Here is a 23630-nt window from a genome sequence, read left to right as displayed (position 1 = left end):
TTAAATGGATGTATTGACAGTTGGAACGAATAAACACTTTATTCAATTTAAAGATTGGATTGACAATGAAATTAAGTTGCTAACTCCCGATTTTCTAGAGTATGGAGCATTGATTGATAAACATTGTAAATTTCCAATTGAATTAATAGACGTATTACAACGTAAAGGGTTATTTAAGATTATTATTCCTACTGAATATGGGGGTTTAGGAGGCAGTATTGCCGATGTAGTTTATGCTATTGAATCAATTGCAAGTTTGTGTGCTTCTACAGCCACAATTATGATGTTTCATTATCAAGTGGTGAAGAGAGTGATTGAGTATGGAACCGAAAGGCAAAAAAGAAAATACTTACCACTACTGGCTACTGAGAAATTGGGAGCTTCCTCTTGGACAGAGCCTAATTCTGGTGCTAATAAACATGGGTTATCTGCTTCAATCATAGATGATGGTGATTACTATATTTTGGATGGAAGAAAGAGTTTCTGTACTGGCGCAGGGAAAGCAGGGGTATACACAGTTTTAGTAAAAAGCCAAATGGGAAAAGAAGCGGATATGGAAAACAATAAGAAAGCTTTCGGTCTTACAAACCAATCATTTATAATTATTGAATCTGATGACAAAGGTTTGAGATTTGGTGAAAGTTGGAATGGTATGGGCTTAAAAGGCACTAGTACTGGTGAATTAACATTTGACCAATGCAGAGTACCTAAAAGTCGTTTATTGGGTCATGTGGGAAGTGGAACCGAGATATTTAAATCAAATAGAGACTCTGCAATTCATCCGGGCATTATCGGTCTAGGATTAGCTAGGGCAGTATTTAAGATAGTTTTAGAATATTCTTTAAAAAGAAACTTAACACAATATCAGTCTGTACGATTTCAATTAGTCGAAATGAAAATAAATATTGAGGCTATTCAGTCTGTCATATATAAAGCTGCTTACCTAGCAGATTCAAATGAATTAGATAAAGCGGGTTATTATGCGATGCAATCAAAAGTACTTGCATCACAAAATTCTTTTAATACAATTAATTCTGCTATGCAAATATTTGGTGGAAGAGGCTATCTTAATGAAAATAAAGTTGAAAGATTTCTTAGAGACTCTAGAGCCATTTCTTTAATGGGACCTGTAAGTGAACTTTGTAAAGAGTTAATATTTCAAGATATAAATAGACTGGGGTAAACGTATGAAAAAAATTCTATTTAAAAATGCAAAAATAGTATCACATGAAAAAATATATGAAGGTAATATTATTGTTCAAAATGGTAAAATAATTGATATTGAAATAAATGATGTTAATTTACTTTTAGAGGGTTTTGAAATTATTGATCTTAAAGGCAGCTATGTATTACCAGGGTTAATCGATTCTCATGTTCATTTAAGAGAACCTGGTTTGGCTTATAAGGAGGATATCTTTAGTGGCACATTGGCTGCCCTTAGTGGGGGAATTACCACCATTTGTGATATGCCAAACACCGTTCCTCCTACCGATACCATAAAGAAATTAATCGAAAAGGATCAACTGTTTAAAAAAAGTACTCACGTTGATTATTTTTTTCATTTCCTGGGTACAGAAGATAATTTAGACCAAATAAAAAAGTTATCCAAAAGTATGGTTGTATCTGTTAAAATTTTCATGGCAGGGCATCATACAGCTAAAAACATAGTAACCAATCAATCAACTATTATTAAGATAATGGAAATTTTAAATTCAAAGGGGATTCCGCTGACGGTTCACGCTGAGGATCACTCAATGATAAATTATAGTAACGAATCTGACATTGAAAGTTATACGAATAGCAGATCTCCGTTAATTGCAGTTAGTGCAATAAAAAAAATAATACAATCATGTGAAATAACCGGATGTAAAGTACACATTTTACATGTCAGTTCAAAAAAAGAAGTAGAATTAATTAGAAAAGCTAAAGATAGGGGACTACCTATTACGTTTGAAGCCATACCACCACATTTATATTTTAATTATTTAGATTATTATAAAAATGGAAACTTAATTAAATTAAGTCCGCCTCTCAGAACTGAAAATGATAGGAAGTTCCTTCTAAATGCTTTGGTTAACAAAACTATTGATACAGTAGGATCAGATCATGCTCCGCATACTTTGTTTGAGAAGGAACGATTGTTTCCTGATGCACCGCCTGGGATGCCGGGAGTCCAAGAGATGTTTGTAATATTATTTACTCTTTTAATTGAGATGAATGTATGCATGGAAGATGCACTTAAACTTTGTGTTTATTACCTTGGTTTTATGCCTTCAAAAATCTTCGATATTCCAAATAAGGGGGTTATTTCTAAAGGGTATGATGCCGATATAATTGTTTTTAATCCTTATATAGAAAGACAGGGGTTTGATGAGTTATTTACTAAGAATAAATGGACACCATATTCTAAAAAGAAAATATATGGTGAAGTTCTAAAAGTATATTTAAAAGGTATAAATGTGTATGAGGTAGAAAAAGAGATACTCAAGTAAAGTAAATGAGTATGATTTAATAGGAAAATGCAGACGTTTTGAACAACTGGCGGGCAAACAGTATCCTTCTGAAAGGGCACTGAAGGCGGGAAATAGGTACGTTGTGCCGTAATTATAGATTCTGATAGGGCAACCGTAAAATCACTGCTTTATTGAGACAAGAAATGTCTATTAACTTTAAAACCGAACTGTGCTTGGCAATGCCGAGTGAAAGTAAAAAATGGAGACAAATGAGGCAACCTTATTATATATCCGATGAAAATTGATTTTCAGGCAGGCAAACCTTTTCAAAAGCTTGAGGCAGATATTACGTGCTTACCTCTTGAAAATAAACGGTTGTATCTTTTTCAAGTATACAAGGTTAACCCTATCGACGGCCATCGTAGAGCAAACTGTCAAACCTATATTCACTATTATAAACATACCCTGTTAAAAGCGAAACTAAACAACCCCAGCTGCTGGTAACATACCAAGAACAGCTGGCTGCTTAAGATGTTTGATCTTTATTTCATAATCAGGAGGCGGCCTGGAATCCATGGCGCAAATGGTGAAAGAAGTAAAAGACGGAATCGAGAAGTAAAAAAGAACCCGGTCACATACGTGATCGGGTTCTTTTTGGTTTACCGCGTAACGGCCTGCTGCTGCTCGGGCTGACGCGGTTTTTTCTTCAATGTAAAAGATAGGAGGAAGCCGGCCAGCGCGATGCAGGCGGCTACGACAAATGCCGCATTCATGCCGTGCAGGGCAGCGTTTGCCGGAGTTGACGCATTGGCGTGCGCGGCCTGGCTGCTCATCACGGAAACGAGCAGCGCCGTACCGATAGAACCGCCGACTTGGCGGACGGTATTGTTCATGGCTGTGCCGTGCGGAATTAAGTGGCGCGGCAGGGCATTGATTCCCGCTGTCGTCACCGGCATCATAATCATGGCTGTTCCCAAAAGCCGCGCGGTATAAACGACGACAATCCAAATGAGAGACGTCGAGTCCGTCAGATTCATAAACGGCAGGGACGTGAGCAGGATGATGAAGAATCCGGTCATCGCAAGGCCTTTTCCGCCGATTCTGTCAAACACCCGGCCGATAAACGGAGACATCATCCCCATCACAATCGCGCCCGGCAAAAGCATTAATCCGGTATCAAACGCGGATACGCCCCGGACCTTTTGCGTGTAAAGCGGGAGAATGGTTTCCGTTCCGATCAGCAGCGCGAAAACAAGCGTTCCGAGCAGGGTGGTCAGGCTGAAAATCCCGAAAGAAAACACACGGAATTCCAGCATCGGTTTTTTGAGCTTCATCTGTCTTGCGATAAAGAAAATCAGCGCGGCCGCTCCGACAAGCAGCGAAGTCAGCACTTCAGTACTGGTCCATCCTGAGGAACCGGCGCTTGAGAAGCCGTAAAGCAGCCCGCCGAATCCGAGGGTCGATAAGATCACGGATAAAATATCAATCTGTGTTTCTCGTAATGTCGTGACGTTTTTCATCAGAATAATCGCTAAAAGCAAATCGATGACTGCGATCGGGAAGATGATGTAAAACAAAGACCGCCAAGAGAATGCTTCAACCGCCCATCCGGAAAGCGTCGGGCCGATCGCCGGCGCGAACGAAATAACCAAGCCGACCATACCCATGGCGCGGCCGCGCTTTTCCATCGGGAAAATCGTGAGAAATACCGTCTGCATGAGCGGAAGCATAATTCCGGCGCCGGCCGCCTGAATAATCCGGGCCGTTAAGAGCACCGGAAAGTTCGGGGCGAATGCGCCGACAATGGTGCCCGCCGTGAAAATACTCATAGCGGAAATCAGGAGGGTGCGGCTCGTAAATTTCTCTATTAAAAATGCGGTAATCGGAATCAAAATCCCGTTTGTCAGCATAAACGATGTTGTCAGCCATTGCGCTTTGTTGGCGTCTATATTGAAGTCATTCATAATGTGGGGCAGCGCCGTGATAAGCAGTGTCTGGTTCAAAATGGCGACGAACGCTCCCGCCAAAAGAATCCCGACAATGACAGAGCGGTTGTATGGTGCAGTTTTAATACTCTTATTCAAGCTGATTCCTTCTTTCTTTATAGTTTGAGCAATGTTTTAACGGCTGCAAGCGGCTGGTGCAGCGGTCCGGCCTGCTCCAAATAACCGATGAGCGCTTTTATAAGAAAATCCCGCGGCTGTTTGTCCGCTGATTCTTTCTCCAGCATAACCGCCGCGGAAGCGAGTCCTGCGGCATCATATTTTTCCTCCGGAAGGGCTGAGACAGCTTCTTTCAGTTCCTTCAGGCTTTCAGCCAGCAATACGGTTTTGTCTTTCGGCTCAAATGAGGAAGCGGAGGCGGTATAAAGGTCAATCATCTCCTGAGGCAAAGCCGTTTCGGTTTTCCTGTTTTCGACGATGAGATTGAGATGGCGGATGATAAAGTCCGTGAGCGGCTCCAGAGCGAGCGGTTCTTTTTCCAGCTTAATCAGCGTGATGCATTCTCTCAGGAGCCCCTGCAGGACGATCACCAGCTCCCATACATAAGGAATAATGTCTTCGCCGTACGTCTGAATCAGTGAATCGCGATGCCAGCAGATAAAGGTGGAGCGGGCCCTGTGAATATGCCGTTTTACCCGCTCATTAATGGAAGAGGGGCTTCCGTACATCAGCATATTAAAAAACTGCTGATTGCGCCTGAAGCCTTCAAGCTCAGCCATCAGTTTTTTGGCAAACCGTTCCTCAGGGGAGAGGCTCGTTTCTTCATTCAATAATGAAGCGGCCGCTACCATCTGTTTCTGGTTATAATCGAGCAGCTCCAGGAGCAGGTCTTCCTTTGATTCAAACAGCTTATATAAAGATGCTTTGGAGACTTTGCACTCCTCTGCGATCGCCTGCATCGAAACCGACGAAAAGCTTTTCCCGGAAAAAAGCTTTCTTGCCGCCAGCAGAATATCCGTTTTCTTATCATTCATAAGCCCAGATTCCTTCTTTCGTCACAATAGAAAACCCATCGGTTCACAGAAAACCAATGAGTATATGATGAAAATATTAACAAAAATTTTCACATAGTGTCAACGCTTTTGTTTGAGAAATAGAAAAAACCTGCCGGAGTGTTCCGGCAGGCTGATACGTTTATTTATCCGTCTTAAATCCTTGTTTTTCAAGCATTTCACGAATGTGAGGATAATAAACCTGCTTATAGTAGGAAGTGATGCCTTGTGACCAGTTTCTTGTTTCCTGTCCGTCGGTGCGTTTTTTCATGTATTCGGACATCTGCTTGTCATAGGCCTCGATATGGGTTCTTAAATCTTCTTCTTGATACGTTTCATGATGCAGAACGGCTGCTTGCGGCAGACGCGGTTTTTTCGCGGAGCGGTCTGCCGGATGGCCGATGACGAGACCGGAAACCGGGAAAACGTATTTCGGAAGTTTCAGCAATTCAATGAGTTCGTCAGGCTTGCCGCGCACGGCGCCGATCGGCACAGTGCCGAGTCCCATTGATTCAGCCGCAGCCGTTGCCGTACCCAGCGCAATCCCGACATCTACGGCTCCGACTAGAACGGACTCTAAACCGTTCGTGATCTCAAGCGGTGTATCATTATATTCTTCAAGCGCAATTTTGGCGCGGTTAAAATCAGCGCAGAATAAAAGGAAAACAGGCGCTTGGTCAATCCACGGCTGGCCGCCGGCCAATTCGGATATTTTTTCTTCCGCTCCTTATCTTTCACCGCAATAACGGTAAATTGCTGGCCGTTAATGGAAGTCGGCGCTGCCTGAGTTGCTTGGATGATAAGATCCAGCTGATCATCCGATACGGGTTCATCTGTGTAGCTGCGGATGGAACGGTGGTCTGTTAATATTTGAAGGACTTCGTTCATGTCATTCATCCTTTCGTTACTCTGGCAGTTCTGTGCGGACGACGTCAAGCGGCGCACTCAGCACTTCTTTTGCTTTTGCCACGAATCCTTGGAAATGGTCAGTTGCGTTGTGGAATTTCATCGCTTCTTCATCTTTCCATTGCTCAAGCATAACGAATGTATTTTCCTCACCGACTTTTTCGAAAAGGTCGTATTGCACATTTCCTTCTTCCGCGCGTGAATGCTGAACAAGTGATTGCGCTTCTCCTAAAAATTCCTCGCGTTTATCCGCTTTTACTTTCATGTAAGCCTGTAAGACGATCATTGTTATTCCTCCTGATTGGGTTTATTTGTTATAGTTCGAATATTATCGAACTAACTGTAACATGTTTCGCAGTGAATGGTAAAGGAAAAACCCTCACCGCCTAAATTGTCACCCGCCGCTTTTATGTGTTACATTTGACTTATGAACATTCCAAACCATCCTGAAACCGACCGCTTACAGCTGACAAAGGTTCTTCATGCTCTGAGTGATCCGCTCCGCTTAGAGCTGGTCAAACAATTGGCGGAAACAACAGAAAAAACGTGCGGAACCTGCGCTGATGTCCGGGTCGCTAAATCAACGCTGTCCCATCACTTCAAAGTGCTGCGGGAAGCGGGGATCGCCCAAGTGCGCATAGACGGGAAGCACCGTTATTATTCCCTGCGCAAAGATGATTTACAAGCGGCGTTTCCCGGCCTGCTGGAGGCGATTTTGCAGACAGAACAGGACCGCTGGTAAATAAGTCCCCGAATTCCGGGGGTTTTTTATGCGCCGAAAACCGCCCGGTAAAGCCTGAGGACGCCTTCTTGAATATCGCTCTCCTTCAGGCGGGCGAACCCCAGAATGAGCTGCGGCTTATTTGAATCGCCTCCCGTTTTCAGACGGAACCGGCTCATCGCAAACAGATCGAGCTGTTCTGCATCCGCCCGTGCCAATATCACTTTTTCTGAACGGGCGCAGTCAAACTCAGTGACAAAATGAAGCCCCGCATTGGCGCCCTTTACACTGATTCTTTCTCCGAATGTTTCTTCCAAAGCCGAAATGAGGCGTTCCCGCATGTTCTTATAATGCTGCTTCATCTTTTTAATATGTTTCTGATATTCACCTGAGTCGATAAATTCTTTCAGCGCGAGCTGGGCAAGCGTGCTGCACGTATGCAGGTCATACGTTCTCTCTTTGAACGTCCGCAAAAGCCCGGGCGGCAGAACCATATAGGTGATGCGCAGACCTGGGAAAAGGGATTTTGAAAAGGTCCCCATGTAGATGACATTTTGAAACCGGTCAAGGCTTTGAAGCGCCGGTATCGTATCGGCGTCATATTTAAATTCACTGTCATAATCATCTTCAATGATGAAGCGGCCGTTCTGTTCGGCGGCCCAGTTTAAAAGCTGAATCCGCCGGGAAGCGGGCATGATCACGCCTGAGGGGAATTGATGGGAAGGCGTGGTGATCAATACACAGGGCCGGCGTTTTTCGATTTCGGCCATGGACATGCCTTTTTCATCAAGGCTGATCGTCGCAACCTTTTTCCCGAGGCTTTGCAGCAGCCGGTACATCCTCATATATCCCGGGTTCTCCATGGCGTACAGCGCGTCTTTTGGCAGCAGTTCCGTCAGCAGCTGCATCAGCATTTGCGTGCCCGCCCCGAGCACGATTTGTTCCGGGCGGCATGTAACGCCCCTTGTCAGGGAAATAAGCCGCGAAATGGTTTCACGGACTTCATATAAGCCTTGCGGATGGACGAGGTCTCCGAGTGTATGAAATGAACGGGCGGCTGCTTTATGCTCACAGCGGAACCAGCTTTTCAGGGGAAAATGCGCCGTATCCACGCTCATATGAGAAAACGAAATCCAGCCGCTCTTATCCGGCTCCCGCTCTTTTAAATCTTCAGGCAATGAGAGCGAAGGCGTTTCTTCATGATAAACCGTATCAATTTCCTCCACGAAAAAGCCTTTTCTTTCGACTGCATATAAATAACCTTCCGAAAGCAGCTGCTGATAAGCTGAATTCACTGAATTCACGCTGACCTTCAGCGTCTCGGCAAGCTCCCGTTTAGACGGCACCTTTGTATGAGGCATCAGGCTGCGTTTCAAAACGGCCGCTTTTATGTGCTGATAGATCTGCTGATAGATATAATCCGCCGTTTCCGAATGATCAATGGAAATCGTCAGCATCCAGACCCTGCTCCTTTCTGATACCATAGAAAAATTGATTTTGGTACTTTTCATCATACCAAAAAGAAGTCAGAATGATAAGAAAACAATGCAGGGGGATGGAATCTATGAGTCGAACAGCATCATCGGAAGTGACAACAGCCCAGTGGCAGCAAAAACGGGATCAATTCGTTTCCAAGGGGGTCGGCAACGGAAACCGCAGCATGGCGGTAAAAGGGGAAGGGGCGCTTTTGTACGATTTGGACGGCAGACGATTCATTGATTTTGCCGGAGCGATCGGAACGCTGAATGTCGGCCATTCTCATCCGAAAGTGGTGGAGGCCGTGAAGAAACAGGCGGAGGATCTGATTCACCCGGGATTTAACGTCATGATGTATCCGTCTTATATTGAGCTGGCCGAAAAACTTTGCGCCATTGCGCCGGGAGATCATGCGAAAAAAGCGATTTTTCTCAATTCGGGGGCGGAAGCGGTGGAAAACGCCGTGAAAATCGCCAGAAAATATACGAAGCGCCAGGCTGTCGTGTCATTTACAAGAGGGTTCCACGGCCGCACGAACATGACGATGAGCATGACGAGCAAGGTGAAGCCTTATAAATTCGGTTTCGGCCCGTTTGCCTCAGAGGTGTATCAGGCGCCGTTTCCTTACTATTATCAAAAGCCGGCCGGCATGAGCGACGAGCAGTATGACGACTTTATCATCAGCGCTTTTGAGGATTTCTTTATCGCCGCAGTTGCACCGGAAACCGTCGCCTGTGTCGTAATGGAGCCGGTTCAGGGAGAAGGCGGCTTCATCATTCCTTCAAAACGTTTCGTGCAGCACGTCGCCGCTTTTTGTAAAAAACACGGTATCGTTTTTGTAGCGGATGAGATTCAGACCGGTTTTGCCAGAACGGGAACGTATTTTGCGATTGAACATTTCGAAGCCGTTCCGGATTTGATCACCGTATCCAAATCACTTGCGGCCGGATTGCCGCTGAGCGGCGTCATCGGCCGGGCGGAAATGCTTGATGCCGCCGCGCCGGGGGAACTCGGTGGCACATATGCGGGAAGCCCGCTCGGCTGTGCGGCTGCGCTCGCGGTCTTGGATATTATTGAAGAAGAAGGGCTGAATCAGCGTTCCGAAGAGATCGGCCGGATCATCGAGCATCAAGCGCTCGAGTGGAAAAAAGAGCATGCCTGCATCGGAGAAGTGCGCAGACTCGGCGCGATGGCGGCCATCGAAATTGTCAAAGATCCGCACACGCGGGAACCGGATAAAGCAAAAGCCGCGGCGATCGCTAAAACGGCGAACGAGAACGGACTGCTGCTGCTGACGGCCGGCATTAACGGCAACATTATCAGATTCCTGACGCCGCTTGTGGTGACGGATGAGCAGCTCAAAGAAGGCCTTTCCATTATCGAAGCAGCTCTGTGAGTTCAATTATTGGAATGCCGCCGGATGTGTCTGCTATCATGAAAGTGTGAGACTACATCAACAAGTATTCAATGGTTTTACTATAGGAAAGAAAGGAATGTTCAATATGCCAGAACAATTAACAGTGTACAACCCGGCAACGGGAGAGGCGATCGAAAGCATCCCCCAGCAGACGGCCGAAGATGTTGAAAAAGCGATTGAACGTTCACATCAAGCGTTTCAATCATGGTCCAAAACATCAGCGGGAGAACGTGCCTCACTTTTGAGAAAATGGTATGAGCTGATTGTTGAAAATAAAGAAGAACTTGCGGAATTAATTACGAAAGAAAACGGCAAACCGTACGAAGAAGCGGTCGGAGAAGTTTTATACGGCGCCGGCTATATTGAATGGTTCGCCGAAGAAGCAAAACGGATTTACGGCAGAACCGTACCTGCGCCGACAACGGGCAAACGGATTGTCGTCACCCGTCAGGCGGTCGGCCCGGTAGCCGCGATCACGCCGTGGAATTTCCCGAATGCGATGATTACAAGAAAAGCCGCGCCCGCTTTGGCGGCAGGCTGTACGTTCATCATCAAACCGGCGGAGGATACGCCGCTTTCCGCTTACGCCCTTGCGCGTCTCGCATATGAAGCGGGAATTCCGAAGGACGTGCTGCAAGTGGTGATCGGTGACGGAGCCGAAATCGGAAACGTCTTCACCAGCAGCCCGAAAATCCGCAAAATTACTTTCACCGGCTCAACGCCTGTCGGCAAAATTCTGATGAAAAACAGCGCCGACACCGTAAAACATATGTCAATGGAGCTTGGCGGACATGCGCCGCTGATCGTGGATGAAGACGCTGATCTTGATCTGGCGGTAGCCCAAACAATGGCCTCTAAATTCAGAAATGCCGGCCAAACCTGCGTCTGTGCGAACCGTCTGATCGTACACGAATCCGTGAAAGACGAGTTTGCGAAAAAACTGAGTGAAGAAGCTGCGAAACTCAAAGTCGGAAACGGTCTTGAAAAAGGCGTAAACGTCGGCCCTGTCATCAACAAAAAAGGCTTTGATAAAATCGTCGGGCAAATTAATGACGCCGTGGAAAAAGGCGCAAAAGTGCTGACGGGCGGAACGTATGACCAAAACGATGAAAAAGGATGCTATTTCGTGACGCCGACCGTGCTTTCAAATGTAGACACATCCATGAACATCATGCATGAAGAAACTTTCGGCCCGGTTGCGCCGATCGTTACGTTCTCAGATATTGATGAAGCGATCAAGCTTGCGAACGATACGCCGTTCGGGCTTGCGGCTTATTTCTTCACAGAAAACTACCGCCGCGGCATCTATATTTCTGAACAGCTTGAATACGGCATCATCGGCTGGAATGACGGCGGTCCGTCCGCGGTTCAAGCGCCGTTCGGAGGAATGAAAGAAAGCGGCATCGGCCGTGAAGGCGGTACGGAAGGCATTGAACCGTACCTGGAAACCAAATACATGTCTATCGGACTTTAATGAGCCGAAAAGAAAGCCCCGCTTCTAAGCGGGGCTGTTTTTATTGAGCGGTCTGCCGGTGAATATCGCCGGCAGGCTTTTTTGATCTTGCGGGAATAATCGGTTCGATTCCAGACAAAATAACAGCAAATACGATTGAAAGAAGGTCGCCATCATGGATATATTACTGGCTCTTCTCCCGGCTTTATTTTGGGGGAGCATCGTGTTATTTAACGTCAAATTAGGCGGCGGGCCTTACAGCCAGACGCTGGGAACGACAATCGGGGCGCTCATCGTTTCGTTTGTGCTGTATCTGTTTGTCCATCCGGTGCTGTCCGGGCGCATTTTTATTGTCGGCATCATCTCGGGGCTGTTTTGGTCGCTCGGCCAAAGCAATCAGCTTAAAAGCATACAGCTGATGGGCGTTTCAAAAACGATGCCGATATCAACGGGAATGCAGCTCGTCTCGACTTCTTTGTTCGGTGTGATCGTATTTAAAGAATGGTCAACCCCGATCGCGATTACGCTGGGTATTCTCGCCCTTATTTTTATCATCATCGGGATTGTGCTCACATCTTTAGAAGATAAAAAGGGGCGGGCGGACGGAGAACCGGGAAACTTAAAAAAAGGCATTGTCATCCTGCTGATCTCCACGCTCGGCTATTTGGTCTATGTCGTCGTCGCCCGGCTGTTCGGTGTATCCGGATGGTCAGCGCTTCTGCCGCAGGCGATCGGGATGGTCATCGGCGGACTGCTCCTGACGTACAAGCATAAACCGTTTAATAAGTACGCCATCAAGAACATTCTGCCGGGAATCATCTGGGCGCTCGGGAACATGTTTCTGTTCATCTCACAGCCGCGCGTCGGAGTTGCGACAAGTTTTTCCCTCTCTCAAATGGGGATCGTCATCAGCACGCTCGGCGGAATCTTCATTCTTCGTGAGAGCAAAACGAAGCGTCAGCTGGTCGCCATTGCCATCGGGATTATCCTGATCATTGTAGCCGCGGTATTCTTAGGCGTTGCGAAATCAAATTCATAACATATGCAGGAGGTTTGAACATGTACACGGATTTAAAAGGAAAAGTCGTTGCCATTACGGGAGCTTCATCAGGATTAGGAAAAGCGATGGCGATCCGTTTCGGACAAGAGCAGGCGAAAGTCGTCATTAACTACTATAGTAATGAAAAAGACGCCCAAACCGTTAAAGAAGAGATTCAAAAAGCGGGAGGCGAAGCGGTCATCGTTCAAGGAGACGTCACAAAAGAAGAAGATGTCAAAAACATCGTGCAGACCGCAGTGAAGGAATTCGGCACATTGGATGTCATGATCAATAACGCCGGCATGGAAAATCCGGTTCAGTCGCATGAAATGCCGCTTAAAGACTGGAACAAAGTCATCAATACCAATCTGACCGGCGCTTTCTTAGGAAGCCGCGAAGCCATTAAATATTACGTAGAGAATGATATTCAAGGAAACGTCATTAACATGTCAAGCGTACATGAAATGATTCCGTGGCCGCTGTTTGTTCACTACGCGGCGAGTAAAGGCGGTATCAAATTGATGACGGAAACGCTGGCGCTTGAGTACGCGCCGAAGCGCATCCGTGTCAACAATATCGGACCGGGCGCCATCAATACGCCGATCAACGCGGAAAAATTTGCGGATCCCGTTCAGAGAAAAGATGTGGAAAGCATGATTCCGATGGGATATATCGGTGAGCCGGAAGAAATCGCGGCTGTCGCCGTCTGGCTTGCTTCAAAGGAATCAAGCTATGTGACCGGCATTACGCTGTTTGCTGACGGGGGAATGACCAAATATCCGTCTTTCCAGGCAGGCCGCGGATAAGAAAAAAAGCGATCGCAGGCTCTTTAGAGCCGGATCGCTTTTTGCTTACGCGCGTTTTTTCTTTACAAGCGCAGCGATGGAAAGGATAATCGCCGCAGCTGACAGAACGATGGCCGCAATATCAAGCGCTGATACGCCGGATTTGCTTTCTTCGTTTGACTGTTCAGCTCCGTGCGCATCCGTCACGCTCGCCGATTTCGTGATTTTCGTAATCGAGTGAGGCGTGTCGGCTTTCTCATCACCCGTCCATTCTACAATGCTGCCGTCTTTGTAATATTGGTAAGCGTCCCAAGCGGCATCTCCGCTCTTTTCAGGATTTTTCGCAACGAATGTGAACTGCTGGAATTGGCCGGGCTGAATGCCGCCGTCCTTTGCTTCCCAAGTGACGGAGACCGCTTTGTCATCATGTTTGGATACGGATGTTTTCCAGCCCGGAATCGGCTGATACTGCTGAAATTCAACGCCGGCGGGCATTTTCAGCACGACTTTCGTTGTCGGCTCATTCTTTTCCACAGGCACTTTCATCGTGTATGTTTCCCAAGAACCGGCCGCGGATTCCGCGGGTTTGACTGAGACGTGGGCGCTTGCTGCCGCCGTAAAACCGACGAGTGACAGGGTCACGGCGGATATGAATAATAAAGCCTTTTTTTTCAACATGAGATACACTCCTTAGTTTGTCGTTGAGAATATTTGGTTGATTTCATTAAAATCGTTTGTCAGCCCGTGGACTTTGATCTTCCAGTTTCCCTTTTCGGTGATGGACAGGTTGGCGGCTTCGAATGTGCCTTCCTTCGTCTTCTTCAAATCAAAGGTGCTTTCATGCTGTTTGCCGCTGAAGCCCGTCTGGTAAACAGTGACCGTAAATTGCTGAATGTCTTTTACTAAGCTGCCGTTATGATCGGTGACAATGACTTGAAATTCATTTTTACCCGGCTGGTTCGGCGTAATGTGCAAGGACAGGGTCTCCCCGTTTCCGATCGTTTCTGAGCCGTTAAAAGGCAATGGCGCGGGCGGAGGCGGACTGGGCAGGCTTGTGAAGACGGCGGTTGTGAATAACACCGCAATGCCTAGTGCCCATTCGGCCTTTATCGTTGCGCTGATGCTCCTTTTTCTGCTGAACTTCGTCATCCATACGTGAACGGCGCCGAGCGCAAGCATGATGACAAACAGTCCGATTTTCAAAAGGAGCGTCTTGCCGTAAGCGGTGTGAAAGAGTGAATCAAACGAGCGGATAATGAAAAATCCGTTCAGCACACCTGAAAATAACAGCACGCCGACAGAGGCGAACGCCCAAGGAGAAAACCGTCTGACCGTTTCCCAAGCGATGGTTTTATCGGTTTTTCTCCACTCTGATGAAAGAAGCAGCACAAGAGCGGCTATACCGCCCATCCATACAGACGCGGCCGATAAATGGAGAAAGTCCATCGCGATGCCGACCGCTTTTTCGTCGATAACGGCCGCATGCCCGGCGAATGCTTTTGCCAAAAGCGAAGCGAAGAAGAGCAACAGCGGCGCCGTCCAGTACGCAAATGACCGGAATGTTTTCTTCTTCAGCAGCGGGATCATCGACAGGGCGAGCAGGATAAATAAGCTGATCTGGATCATCCAGACGTACCCGCCTGCCGTTTTCAGAAGCGTTTCTTTTACATAGTCCGGCTGAAACGCGGCGCTCCAAGCGCCGCCCGCGTTTTCTTTCGTCTGGATCGGGAGCTGGCACACGAGCGCGAGCCCCGTTAAACATAAAGAAATCACGAGCAGCTTTACAGTTCGTTTTGATTTTGATGAATCTTTATTATTTCTGTACCAAAACAGATGGAAAAAAGCCGTGCCGATAAACAGGGAGAGAGCGGTGTACAAAATACCGCGGTCGATGGCCGCTTCGGGATGAAGCGCCGCTTGCGATGATGTCTGCTCCTGAAGTTGACCGCCGGCTTTTCCGATACTGAAAGGGATGACGCCGGATACCGGATGTCCGTCGGCCGATACCGCGTTCCATTCCGCTCTGTAAATATCATGCGGCAGATTTTTTTTCAATGCCGCGGTCATGATGCGGGCATTATTTTTTGAATCACCGTTTTGCCCGCGTCAACCCGTTCGCCGGATGAATTATAGACCTTAATGGAGTGGAAGCCTTCTTCAATCTGTTCATTAAACTCAATTTCAATCTGCTTCGGCGCTTGTTTTAATTCGCTGTTCTCACCCGGATTTGAGTTTGTGATGTAGGCGTGGGCGAAGCTTGTTTTCGGAATCAAAACAAGGAACAGCAAAAAGATGAGCCAGCGTTTGTTCTGTCTCATGGATGATGACACCGCCTTCCGGTTGGTTGTTGTTATGTCTTGCTGCAGGTGCATCCCTTCTGCCTGTCGTGTAAGATGATGTCCGCCGCCTCGTCAAAGGTGCAAATGACCCCGCCGAATCCTTTTTGAAACCGTTCTGCGTAATCAAGCGTTGAGAAGGGAATCGCCTGAGGCCGGCAGCAGTGAAGGTCAATATCGGCATGGACTAAAAAGTATGCGGAAGCGGCCGTCAGTGTCGTCTGGAGAAGAAAATCCTTACAAATGACGTGGGACACTTCTTCCTTTTTATCCTCATACCGCAAAATCGCGCAATGAATGCAGCACATCTGCTCAACGGCTTGTGAAACGGTAATAAGCTGAACAGAATACGAATGCTGAATCGGCCGCAGGCAATAGCCGCATTGATTGGCGATTTGTTCTGAAGCGGGAGGGAGCGTAATGCCGCCGGGTGTCCGGATAATCCGGTTTGCATCCGCCAGCTGATTGACGTCTCTGTACACGGTCATCTCGGAGACGCCGAATCTCTCGCTTATGTCAGAGATTTTCAGCGCGCCCTCTTCTTTCAGCCATTCAAGCAAGGTTTGCTGTCTGTGAATCGGAAGCAATTCTGCATCCTCCTTTTTATGCGAATGAGTGATGAACCTCCCTCTAAGAGTAGATGTTTTCACAAATGCACACAAGAGCCTGATGATAAAATATGTGAAAAAATGTTGAACAATCACAAATGTAAAACACGCAGTCAGACTCTGTTATAATAGAAGAGTTGAATGGAGGAATAAACATGAAAGAAACGACCTGCCCGAACTGCGGCAAGCCGATTACAGGCGACATGGTCAGATCATCCATGATCCCGTGCCAGTTTCAGTGCGGGCATTGCCATGTGAAATTGCGTGAATATAAAGTATCAGCTCCGATTATGGCTGCGGCCATTGCGATCACGGTGCTTTTGATTTATCTTGTGCAGATGGCCAGAACCGCCGTCATGCCGATGTTTCCGGCAGCGCGGTATGTGCCGGCCGCCATTTTCGCGCTCGTATGTGCGTATCCGGTGTTTATTGTCAGTGAGCGGCTCATTGCCAAGCTCGTCGTCACAAAAGGACACATTATATACAGAAAGCGGTAAGACACCTTTGATGAGGTGTCTTTTTTTTGTTCAGGATTTGTCACAGTCTCTGTGCCAAACTCCTCTTTACTTTTCATTGAATGGGGATTGTAAGCGTTTTATGATGAAGACACAGGGGAGAGAGAAACCCCGTGTCTTATTTATTTTCATCTGAAGGCAGGCAAACAGGGAGGGAATGAACATGCAGCAAGAACAGCAAGCTGGCATGAAAGTGAAGATACAGCGGTTCGGCAGTTATTTAAGCGGTATGATCATGCCGAATATCGGCGCATTTATCGCATGGGGAATTATCACCGCGCTGTTTATTCCGGCGGGATGGTTTCCCAATCCGCAGCTGAATACATTGGTAAGCCCGATGATTACGTATCTTCTGCCGCTTTTAATCGCATATACGGGCGGAAAAATGATCTATGATCACCGCGGGGGAGTCGTCGGAGCGACGGCCGCCATCGGAGTCATTGTCGGAGCGGACATTCCGATGTTCTTAGGGGCAATGATTATGGGGCCTTTGGGCGGTTATCTCATTAAACAATTAGACCGTGTGTTTAAAGATAAAGTCAGACAGGGTTTTGAAATGCTGATCAACAACTTCACGGCGGGAATTATCGGCGCGGTGCTGACGATTATCGCGTTTTATGCGATCGGCCCGGTCGTCCTGTCTCTTAACAAATTGCTGGCGGCGGGTGTGGAAGTCATTGTCCACGCGAATTTGCTGCCGATTGCAAGCGTTTTCGTAGAACCGGCGAAAGTCCTGTTCCTGAATAACGCGATCAACCACGGCATTTTAAGTCCGATCGGAATCGAGCAGGCCGCCAAAGCGGGTAAATCCATTCTGTTCTTAGTGGAAGCGAACCCCGGGCCGGGACTCGGTATTTTACTGGCCTATATGTTCTTTGGGAAAGGTTCTTCAAGATCGACAGCTCCGGGAGCGGCGATCATTCATTTCTTCGGGGGGATTCATGAAATCTATTTCCCTTACATTTTAATGAAACCGATGCTGATCCTCGCGGCGATCGCCGGGGGAGCGAGCGGACTGCTTACATTCTCGATCTTTAACGCGGGTCTTGTCGCCGCATCATCTCCGGGAAGCATCATCGCCATTTTGGCGCTGACACCGAAAGGAAGCTATCTCGGCGTGCTGGCGGGCGTCATCGTTGCCGCGGCCGTATCGTTTATCGTCTCGGCGCTTATTCTGAAATCGTCTAAAGCGGGCGAAGAAGATTTGACAGCCGCGGCGGAAAAAATGCAGGAAATGAAAGGCAGGAAAAGTGAAGCGGCGGCCGCATTGGCAGACAAAGAGGAAGAGCCGGAAAACAGCGCCGCTGATATTTCCGCTGACCAAGTCAGCCGCATTATCTTCGCATGTGACGCGGGTATGGGATCGAGCGCAATGGGCGCCTCCATTTTAAGAAACAAAGTGAAAAAAGCAGACCTGGATATTGATGTGACAAATACGTCGATCAATAATCTTCCGAATGACGCGGATATCGTCATTACGCATAAGGACCTGACTGACCGCGCGAAAGCGAAGCTGCCGCAGGCGGTGCACATTTCGGTTGATAATTTCTTAAACAGCCCGAAATACGATGAACTGATTGAAAAGCTTAAAAACTAATCAAACAGAAAGAGGGATCTTCATCATGGAAGTATTGGCTAAAGCGAACATCAAACTGAACCAGACAGTGAACTCAAAAGAGGATGCCATCCGCCTGGCGGGACAGACGTTGATTGATAACGGTTACGTGAAGAACGGCTATGTGGAAAAAATGTTCGAACGTGAAGAAACATCATCCACGTTTATGGGGAATTTCATTGCGATCCCGCACGGAACGGAAGATGCGAAGGATGAGGTGCTTCATTCAGGCATTTCCGTCATCCAGATTCCGGACGGTGTGGAATACGGTGAAGGCAATACGGCAAAGGTCGTTTTCGGTATCGCCGGAAAAAACAATGAACACTTAGACATCCTGTCAAACATCGCCATCATCTGCTCAGAGGAAGAAAACATCGAACGGCTGATCAGTGCAAAGACGGAAGAAGAACTGGCCGCTATTTTCAGCGAGGTGAACTGACATGATTGCCCTTCATTTCGGAGCGGGAAACATCGGGCGGGGCTTTATCGGCGCCCTGCTCCATCATTCCGGCTATGACGTAGTTTTCGCTGATGTGAATGAAACGATGGTCAGCCTTCTCAATGAAAAGAAGGAATATACCGTGGAGCTTGCCGACGGCGGCAGGCAGACAGAAATCATCGGCCCCGTTTCAGCCATCAACAGCGCGGTGCAAGAACAAGAGCTGTACGGGCTGATTAATGAAGCGGCGATCATTACGACGGCGGTGGGCCCGAACGTTCTCAGACTCATCGCCCCGTCCATCGCGGAAGGTCTGAAGCGCAGAACGTCCTCTGAGCCTCTCAATATCATTGCCTGTGAAAATATGATCGGCGGCAGCAGTTTTCTGAAAAAAGAAGTTTTCGGACATTTGACGGAAGCGGAGCGGGAACTCGTGAACCGGACAGTCGGCTTCCCGGATTCTGCGGTAGATCGGATCGTGCCGATTCAGCACCATGAAGATCCGCTGAAAGTATCCGTAGAACCGTTTTTTGAATGGGTCATAGACAGAACCGGCTTTGCCGGCGATCAGCCGGTATTGGAAGGCGCGTTGTTTACGGATGATCTTACGCCTTTCATTGAGAGAAAGCTGTTTACCGTCAATACCGGGCATGCCGTCACGGCGTATGTCGGCTATCAGCGCGGATTAAAAACCGTCAAAGAGGCCATCGGCCATCCTGAAATCCGGCGTGTCGTGTACGATGCACTTTCAGAAACGGGCGAGTACTTGGTGAAAGCGTACGGCTTTAAGCAATCCGAACATGAGCAGTACATGAAAAAAATCATCGGCCGCTTTGAAAATGAATACATCACGGATGATGTGACAAGAGTCGCCAGATCACCGCTCAGAAAACTCGGCGCGAATGACAGATTAGTAGGGCCGGCCAAAAAAATAAAAGAACCGAACGCGCTGGCAGAAGGTATCGCCGCCGCCCTGCGCTTTGACTATCAGGATGATCCGGAAGCGGTTGAGCTGCAAAAGCTTATCGCGGAAAAAGGCACGAGCGGCGTTCTTCAAGACATTTGCGGTATTCAGCCGCATGAACCGCTGCATGGCATCGTGCTCAAAAAGCTCAATCAATAAAAATGAACCCGCGTCGGGGGGACGCGGGTTTTTTCTTGCGTTATAATGAGAGAGAAGGGAGGCTGCGTGATGAATCAGAAGCTATTGCCCCATCGTTTTCCGTTTCTTTTGATTGACGGCACGACGAACAGTGAAGCCGGAAAATGGGCGGGTGCTTACAAAAACATCAGTGAAAATGACTGGTTTATAACTGAATCCCAAAAAGAGATGCCATTTTCGCTCGTCGTTGAAGCAATGGCCCAAACGGCGGCTTGCGCGGGAATTACCGGCGGTGACGGCCTCGGTCTCTTATCCGCGGTGAAGAAAGCGGAAAGGTTAGGTGCCGCTTTGCCGGGAGACCGTCTGGATCTTTTTTTTGAGGTCACGCGAATCAGACGCGGTTTTGTGTTCGGCCGGGCGAAAGCGTCCGTTGCCGGGAAGCCTGTGGCGGAAGCTGAACTCAGCATATTTATCCAGCCATCGTAAAAAAGCCGCCTCCAGCGGCGGCTTTCGGACAAGCGTGTTATTTTGTATCATAATCTCTTTCACTCTGTGAATTGTCTCTTTGGTCGTGTTTGTGTTTTTCGTCATTGGCGTTTTCCTTCAGTTCTTCCAGCGGAATCGGATCGGTTAAATCATGATGTTCAGGATTTTCATTCGGTTTGTTTTTCTGTTTTCTTTCTTTCATCCTCCATCACCTCAATATTTCTTTTCCTCAACGTTCTCCCCGCCAAACGTCAGGAGCGGTTTTTTGTTCCTGTGGGTCATATGTATTAAAATAGAGACGACTACAATATAAAAAGTGAGGTACATATATGCCGATACAAAGAGAAGACGCAGATATTAAACTGATCGCGATTGATATGGACGGAACCCTGCTCAATGACGAGCAGCTCATCCCGGAGGAAAACCGTCGGGCGATCAAGGAAGCGGAGGCGAAAGGAATTCACGTCGTCATCAGCACCGGACGCACGCTGATGACCTGCCGCGAACTGGCTGAGTCTCTCGAGCTGTCATCCTTTTTAATCACGGCAAACGGCAGCGAAATCTGGGATTCCAACTTTGAGCTGGTTGAGCGCAAGCTTCTTCATACCGATCATATTCAAAAATTATGGGATCTGAGGAATAAGCACAACACGAATTTCTGGGCTTCCACCGTCGATAGAGTGTGGAGAGGGGAATTCCCGGAAACGATTACGGATCATCAGTGGCTCAAGTTCGGGTTCGAAATTGAGGATGATGAAGTGCGGAATGAGGTGCTGAAAGAGCTCAAGGAATACAAGGAGCTCGAAATCACAAACTCAAGTCCGATCAACATCGAAGTCAATGCCCTCGGTATCAACAAAGCGGCTGCGCTGGCGAAGGTATCGGAAAAACTCGGCTTCACGATGGAAAATGTGATGGCCATGGGTGACAGTCTGAATGACATTGCCATGATTGAAAAAGCGGGTGTCGGCGTCGCCATGGGGAACGCGCAGGACATCGTGAAAGAAACAGCTGACTGGGTGACTGATGTCAACACGGAAAACGGGGTCGCCAAAGCGATCCGCCACTGGGTGTTATAATAGAAAAAAGAGAGAGTCTCAGCATGAGGCTCTCTTTTTTGTTTTGTCAGATTTGTGACTAGGTCTATGGTAGGTTTTCTGACAAAAGGATGTTCAAACCTGTCAGAATTAAATATAATGAAGAGAAATTCAACAATTCGGAATAATCGTTCCGAATATCGGAATGATAATAAAATAAAACGTTTACAATACAGGAGGGAGCTTATGTTTCAGATTGACATCAATTGTGATTTAGGAGAGAGTTTCGGTGCTTATAAAATCGGACTGGATGAAGAGATTTTGGATTATGTGACATCTGCAAACATCGCCTGCGGCTTTCATGCGGGTGATCCCAGCGTGATGCGCAAAACGGTTGCGCTTGCGGCCGAAAAAGGCGTGAAAATCGGCGCTCATCCCGGGCTGTTCGATCTGCAGGGATTCGGGCGGCGGCAGATCGCGATTACGCCCGAGGAAGCGTATGATCTGACGCTGTATCAAATCGGCGCGCTGTCAGGGTTTTTAAAAGCGGAAGGTGTCGAGATGCAGCATGTGAAGCCGCACGGCGCTTTATATAATATGGCCGCCGTCAATCCCGGCCTGTCAGAAGCCATCGCTCAGGCGGTCTTTCATTTTGATCCCGGACTCGTTCTTTTCGGGCTTTCCGGAAGCGAGCTGATTAAAGCGGGAGATCGAATCGGACTGAGGACGGCAAGCGAAGTGTTTGCGGACCGCACCTATCAGGAAGACGGCACGCTGACGCCGCGTTCAGAGCCGGATGCGCTGATTCAGGATGACAAAAAAGCGGTCGGTCAAGTGATTCAAATGGTGAAAAACAGCACGGTGACATCACTTAAGGGACAAGCTGTAAACCTGAAAGCGGACACGGTCTGCATTCACGGAGACGGCGCCCACGCGCTGACATTCGCAAAAACAATCAAAAAAGAATTAAAAGCGGCAGACATTCAAATCAGCGCGCTTGCAAAAGACTGAGCAGCAGAGGGAGGAAGACAGCATGGAGCAAAAGAAAAAACAGCCGGAAAGGCTTCCGGCAAATGGTCGCTTCTTTTAGGCGCGACATTTTTGATGGCGACATCATCAATCGGGCCCGGCTTTCTGACGCAAACGGCCACGTTTACCAATACATTGGCGGCAAGCTTCGGCTTTATCATTTTAATCTCTATTATTTTGGACATCTTCGCGCAAACCAATGTATGGCGGATTATCGCGGTTTCCGGAAAGCGCGGCCAAGAGATTGCCAATATGGTGCTTCCGGGCGCCGGTTATGCCATTGCTTTTCTGGTCGTGCTCGGCGGACTTGCGTTTAATATCGGAAACATCGGCGGCGCGGGTCTCGGTCTTCAAGTATTATTCGGAATCAAACCGGAGATCGGCGCTTTAATCAGCGCTGCGATTGCGGTTCTGATTTTCGTCATAAAGGAAGCCGGAAAAGTCATGGACCGTTTTATGCAGATCGCCGGAATCGTCATGATCGTATTGACGGTGTATGTTGCCGTAACGACGGCTCCGCCGGTCGGACACGCCGTTGTGAAAACTTTTATGCCTGATCATATCAGTGTGCTGGCGATCGTGACGCTTGTCGGCGGCACGGTCGGCGGATACATTACATTTGCCGGCGGCCACCGCTTGCTTGATTCAGGCATCCAAGGGAAAGAAGTCATTCCTCAGGTCACGAAAAGCTCCATCACGGGCGTCTTGATTACATCTATTATGCGGATTGCCCTGTTTCTCGCCGTGCTCGGCGTCGTCTCAAAGGGCCTGCGCATCGATCCTGATAATCCCGCGGCTTCTGTGTTCAAGCTTGCGGCGGGAAATGTCGGCTATAAAATTTTCGGCGTCATCATGTGGTCTGCCGCTATCACGTCTGTCATCGGCGCCGCCTATACATCGGTATCATTTTTCAAATCGTTTTCGGCAAAAATCGAAAAGCACTCACATGGCGTAATTATCGGTTTTATCATTGTATCCACTCTTATTTTTGTCACGATCGGCCAGCCTGCCAAAATTCTGGTCGCGGTCGGTTCGCTTAACGGCTTAATTCTGCCGCTTGCATTAGCGATGATTCTGTTGGGCGCTTATAAGAAAAAAATCGTCGGCGATTACAAGCATCCGATCTGGCTCACGATTGCAGGGGCGATCGTAGTGGTTGTCATGGCGGTTATGGGCATCTATACATTATTCTCGCAAATGCCGCAGCTATGGAGCTGA

21 protein-coding genes and 3 pseudogenes are annotated in these 23630 nt (G+C 47.8%); 15 read left to right on the top strand and 9 right to left on the bottom strand.

Translation table 11 applies throughout. The features are described 5' to 3' along the window. Window positions 1-4 precede the first annotated feature (4 nt). Window positions 5-1183 carry an acyl-CoA dehydrogenase family protein gene (locus D368_RS16285; protein WP_101562706.1) on the top strand — a complete coding sequence of 393 codons (1179 nt, stop codon included), beginning with the start codon at window positions 5-7 and terminating at the stop codon, window positions 1181-1183. Between the two features lie 4 nt (window positions 1184-1187). After that, a complete protein-coding gene (locus D368_RS16280; protein ID WP_128574981.1) occupies window positions 1188-2492 on the top strand; it encodes a dihydroorotase in 1305 nt (434 codons plus the stop codon). Between the two features lie 620 nt (window positions 2493-3112). On the opposite strand, the gene D368_RS16275 is transcribed toward D368_RS16280, so the two are convergent. From D368_RS16275 to D368_RS16260, 4 genes and pseudogenes are all read right to left on the bottom strand, one after another. Next, window positions 3113-4537, bottom strand: a complete 1425-nt coding sequence (locus tag D368_RS16275; protein WP_015388705.1) for an MDR family MFS transporter — start codon at window positions 4535-4537, stop codon at window positions 3113-3115. Window positions 4538-4554: 17 nt separating this feature from the next. Next, entirely contained in the window at window positions 4555-5430 is an 876-nt protein-coding gene (locus D368_RS16270) for a TetR/AcrR family transcriptional regulator (RefSeq protein ID WP_071392128.1), read from the bottom strand. Window positions 5431-5590: 160 nt separating this feature from the next. Further along, a pseudogene (locus D368_RS16265) lies at window positions 5591-6336 on the bottom strand (NADPH-dependent oxidoreductase). 16 nt (window positions 6337-6352) lie between these two features. Beyond that, window positions 6353-6640 carry a putative quinol monooxygenase gene (locus D368_RS16260; protein ID WP_025649995.1) on the bottom strand — a complete coding sequence of 96 codons (288 nt, stop codon included), beginning with the start codon at window positions 6638-6640 and terminating at the stop codon, window positions 6353-6355. Window positions 6641-6781: 141 nt separating this feature from the next. On the opposite strand from D368_RS16260, the gene D368_RS16255 reads away from it, so the two are divergent. Then, the gene (locus D368_RS16255; protein ID WP_025649994.1) at window positions 6782-7096 is read left to right on the top strand and encodes an ArsR/SmtB family transcription factor; all 315 of its coding nucleotides are present in this window, start codon (window positions 6782-6784) and stop codon (window positions 7094-7096) included. Window positions 7097-7122: 26 nt separating this feature from the next. Here the strand turns inward: D368_RS16255 and gabR are convergent, their stop codons facing one another. Further along, window positions 7123-8532, bottom strand: a complete 1410-nt coding sequence (gene gabR, locus D368_RS16250) for a MocR-like transcriptional regulator GabR (RefSeq protein WP_128574980.1) — start codon at window positions 8530-8532, stop codon at window positions 7123-7125. Between the two features lie 107 nt (window positions 8533-8639). On the opposite strand from gabR, the gene gabT reads away from it, so the two are divergent. The 4 genes from gabT (at window position 8640) to gdh (ending at window position 13266) form a co-directional block, all read left to right on the top strand. Beyond that, window positions 8640-9947 (top strand): 4-aminobutyrate--2-oxoglutarate transaminase, encoded by a 1308-nt coding sequence (gene gabT, locus D368_RS16245; protein WP_128574979.1) that lies wholly within the window; start codon window positions 8640-8642, stop codon window positions 9945-9947. A 106-nt stretch (window positions 9948-10053) separates the two neighbouring features. Continuing rightward, window positions 10054-11442, top strand: coding sequence for a succinate-semialdehyde dehydrogenase (gene gabD / locus D368_RS16240; RefSeq protein ID WP_007410282.1), 1389 nt, complete (start codon window positions 10054-10056; stop codon window positions 11440-11442). A 154-nt stretch (window positions 11443-11596) separates the two neighbouring features. Beyond that, window positions 11597-12460: a RhaT/GlcU family sugar-proton symporter gene (locus tag D368_RS16235; protein WP_063174364.1), complete on the top strand. Its 864-nt coding sequence runs from the start codon at window positions 11597-11599 to the stop codon at window positions 12458-12460. Between the two features lie 20 nt (window positions 12461-12480). Continuing rightward, window positions 12481-13266 carry a glucose 1-dehydrogenase gene (gene gdh, locus D368_RS16230; RefSeq protein WP_070081367.1) on the top strand — a complete coding sequence of 262 codons (786 nt, stop codon included), beginning with the start codon at window positions 12481-12483 and terminating at the stop codon, window positions 13264-13266. 45 nt (window positions 13267-13311) lie between these two features. On the opposite strand, the gene D368_RS16225 is transcribed toward gdh, so the two are convergent. The 3 genes and pseudogenes from D368_RS16225 to D368_RS16215 all read right to left on the bottom strand — a co-directional run bounded on the left by D368_RS16225 (window position 13312) and on the right by D368_RS16215 (window position 16168). Continuing rightward, window positions 13312-13923, bottom strand: a complete 612-nt coding sequence (locus D368_RS16225; RefSeq protein WP_012116813.1) for a YcnI family copper-binding membrane protein — start codon at window positions 13921-13923, stop codon at window positions 13312-13314. 12 nt (window positions 13924-13935) lie between these two features. Next, window positions 13936-15563: pseudogene (locus D368_RS16220) on the bottom strand (copper resistance CopC/CopD family protein). 32 nt (window positions 15564-15595) lie between these two features. Continuing rightward, window positions 15596-16168: a DeoR family transcriptional regulator gene (locus tag D368_RS16215; protein WP_128574978.1), complete on the bottom strand. Its 573-nt coding sequence runs from the start codon at window positions 16166-16168 to the stop codon at window positions 15596-15598. A gap of 176 nt (window positions 16169-16344) precedes the next feature. Between D368_RS16215 and D368_RS16210 the strand changes: the two genes are divergently transcribed. From D368_RS16210 to D368_RS16190, 5 genes are all read left to right on the top strand, one after another. Next, window positions 16345-16686 carry a hypothetical protein gene (locus D368_RS16210; RefSeq protein ID WP_003156306.1) on the top strand — a complete coding sequence of 114 codons (342 nt, stop codon included), beginning with the start codon at window positions 16345-16347 and terminating at the stop codon, window positions 16684-16686. Window positions 16687-16861: 175 nt separating this feature from the next. Further along, window positions 16862-18301: a PTS mannitol transporter subunit IIBC gene (locus D368_RS16205; RefSeq protein ID WP_014720723.1), complete on the top strand. Its 1440-nt coding sequence runs from the start codon at window positions 16862-16864 to the stop codon at window positions 18299-18301. A 25-nt stretch (window positions 18302-18326) separates the two neighbouring features. Continuing rightward, window positions 18327-18758 carry a PTS mannitol transporter subunit IIA gene (locus D368_RS16200; protein ID WP_012116817.1) on the top strand — a complete coding sequence of 144 codons (432 nt, stop codon included), beginning with the start codon at window positions 18327-18329 and terminating at the stop codon, window positions 18756-18758. A 1-nt stretch (window position 18759) separates the two neighbouring features. Further along, on the top strand, window positions 18760-19881 hold the full coding sequence (locus D368_RS16195; protein ID WP_101562710.1) for a mannitol-1-phosphate 5-dehydrogenase: 1122 nt from the start codon (window positions 18760-18762) through the stop codon (window positions 19879-19881). A 69-nt stretch (window positions 19882-19950) separates the two neighbouring features. Then, window positions 19951-20346, top strand: a complete 396-nt coding sequence (locus tag D368_RS16190) for a 3-hydroxyacyl-ACP dehydratase FabZ family protein (RefSeq protein ID WP_063636984.1) — start codon at window positions 19951-19953, stop codon at window positions 20344-20346. Between the two features lie 37 nt (window positions 20347-20383). Here the strand turns inward: D368_RS16190 and D368_RS16185 are convergent, their stop codons facing one another. Further along, a complete protein-coding gene (locus D368_RS16185) occupies window positions 20384-20548 on the bottom strand; it encodes a hypothetical protein (protein ID WP_003156294.1) in 165 nt (54 codons plus the stop codon). Between the two features lie 127 nt (window positions 20549-20675). Between D368_RS16185 and D368_RS16180 the strand changes: the two genes are divergently transcribed. The 3 genes and pseudogenes from D368_RS16180 to D368_RS16170 form a co-directional block, all read left to right on the top strand. Beyond that, on the top strand, window positions 20676-21425 hold the full coding sequence (locus D368_RS16180; RefSeq protein ID WP_003156292.1) for a Cof-type HAD-IIB family hydrolase: 750 nt from the start codon (window positions 20676-20678) through the stop codon (window positions 21423-21425). A 204-nt stretch (window positions 21426-21629) separates the two neighbouring features. Further along, the gene (locus tag D368_RS16175) at window positions 21630-22394 is read left to right on the top strand and encodes a 5-oxoprolinase subunit PxpA (RefSeq protein ID WP_128574977.1); all 765 of its coding nucleotides are present in this window, start codon (window positions 21630-21632) and stop codon (window positions 22392-22394) included. A 30-nt stretch (window positions 22395-22424) separates the two neighbouring features. Further along, window positions 22425-23630: pseudogene (locus D368_RS16170) on the top strand (NRAMP family divalent metal transporter); the annotation flags it as partial.

The organism is Paenibacillus lentimorbus NRRL B-30488, assembly GCF_000411595.1.
GTDB classification, from domain to species: Bacteria; Bacillota; Bacilli; order Bacillales; family Bacillaceae; genus Bacillus; species Bacillus velezensis.
The sequence above is the reverse complement of the archived record's forward strand: the minus strand, read 5'-3'. Positions and strand labels throughout refer to the sequence as shown.

Bases quoted from the DNA above. Each gene is read 5' to 3' on its own strand.
- gabT (WP_128574979.1), top strand. From the start codon at position 8,640: ATGAGTCGAACAGCATCATCGGAAGTGACAACAGCCCAGTGGCAGCAA.
- D368_RS16210 (WP_003156306.1), top strand. From the start codon at position 16,345: ATGAAAGAAACGACCTGCCCGAACTGCGGCAAGCCGATTACAGGCGAC.
- D368_RS16285 (WP_101562706.1), top strand. From the start codon at position 5: ATGGATGTATTGACAGTTGGAACGAATAAACACTTTATTCAATTTAAA.
- D368_RS16225 (WP_012116813.1), bottom strand. From the start codon at position 13,923: ATGTTGAAAAAAAAGGCTTTATTATTCATATCCGCCGTGACCCTGTCA.
- D368_RS16190 (WP_063636984.1), top strand. From the start codon at position 19,951: ATGAATCAGAAGCTATTGCCCCATCGTTTTCCGTTTCTTTTGATTGAC.
- D368_RS16185 (WP_003156294.1), bottom strand. From the start codon at position 20,548: ATGAAAGAAAGAAAACAGAAAAACAAACCGAATGAAAATCCTGAACAT.
- D368_RS16270 (WP_071392128.1), bottom strand. From the start codon at position 5,430: ATGAATGATAAGAAAACGGATATTCTGCTGGCGGCAAGAAAGCTTTTT.
- D368_RS16260 (WP_025649995.1), bottom strand. From the start codon at position 6,640: ATGATCGTCTTACAGGCTTACATGAAAGTAAAAGCGGATAAACGCGAG.
- D368_RS16255 (WP_025649994.1), top strand. From the start codon at position 6,782: ATGAACATTCCAAACCATCCTGAAACCGACCGCTTACAGCTGACAAAG.
- gdh (WP_070081367.1), top strand. From the start codon at position 12,481: ATGTACACGGATTTAAAAGGAAAAGTCGTTGCCATTACGGGAGCTTCA.
- D368_RS16175 (WP_128574977.1), top strand. From the start codon at position 21,630: ATGTTTCAGATTGACATCAATTGTGATTTAGGAGAGAGTTTCGGTGCT.
- gabD (WP_007410282.1), top strand. From the start codon at position 10,054: ATGCCAGAACAATTAACAGTGTACAACCCGGCAACGGGAGAGGCGATC.
- gabR (WP_128574980.1), bottom strand. From the start codon at position 8,532: ATGCTGACGATTTCCATTGATCATTCGGAAACGGCGGATTATATCTAT.
- D368_RS16195 (WP_101562710.1), top strand. From the start codon at position 18,760: ATGATTGCCCTTCATTTCGGAGCGGGAAACATCGGGCGGGGCTTTATC.
- D368_RS16205 (WP_014720723.1), top strand. From the start codon at position 16,862: ATGAACATGCAGCAAGAACAGCAAGCTGGCATGAAAGTGAAGATACAG.
- D368_RS16200 (WP_012116817.1), top strand. From the start codon at position 18,327: ATGGAAGTATTGGCTAAAGCGAACATCAAACTGAACCAGACAGTGAAC.
- D368_RS16180 (WP_003156292.1), top strand. From the start codon at position 20,676: ATGCCGATACAAAGAGAAGACGCAGATATTAAACTGATCGCGATTGAT.
- D368_RS16280 (WP_128574981.1), top strand. From the start codon at position 1,188: ATGAAAAAAATTCTATTTAAAAATGCAAAAATAGTATCACATGAAAAA.
- D368_RS16235 (WP_063174364.1), top strand. From the start codon at position 11,597: ATGGATATATTACTGGCTCTTCTCCCGGCTTTATTTTGGGGGAGCATC.